This window comes from Mesorhizobium sp. Cs1299R1N3 (genome assembly GCF_037179625.1).
GTDB lineage: Bacteria > Pseudomonadota > Alphaproteobacteria > Rhizobiales > Rhizobiaceae > Mesorhizobium > Mesorhizobium salmacidum.
Map to the genome: position 1 here is coordinate 1 of NZ_JAPYKQ010000085.1, position 429 is coordinate 429.

Here is a 429-nt window from a genome sequence, read left to right on the forward strand (position 1 = left end):
GGGTGGCTAGCCGAGATTTTCGTCGGCCTTAGCGCCACAAGCGAACTTCGCTTGTAGGGGTAATGTCTCAACTGGGAGCAGTCTTTGCACCGCAGGTACCGTTCGAGTTCATGCACCGGCGTCGTTTTGGGTCGCCGGATGATGTCGAGCGCCACGGTCTGGTTGGTGTCGCAGCCGAGACAACGGACCTCGAGGTAAAGGTATCCCGCATTGATCGCATCTCCGATGGTCGGCGATGGCTGCGCGGGACCTTTGTAGCCGAGCATCCGCTCGTTCCACGCTACGCAGGCGAGCTTGTCAGCCTCCTTGCGCGCTTCCTTGGCACGCTCGGCCGACATCTTGATCTGAGTGCCAAAGAGATATTCGCGCGACTTCGTGGTCATCCCGGCATAGAGGTCATGAGCTTGCGCTGTTGGCAAATCATCGATT

Annotated in this window: 1 protein-coding gene; it reads right to left on the reverse strand. The window is 58.7% G+C overall.

Features of this window, described 5'->3' with window-relative positions:
* The coding region (locus O7B34_RS32065) for a hypothetical protein (protein ID WP_337149756.1) at window positions 1-383 on the reverse strand (383 nt) is incomplete at its 3' end.
* Window positions 384-429 lie beyond the last annotated feature (46 nt).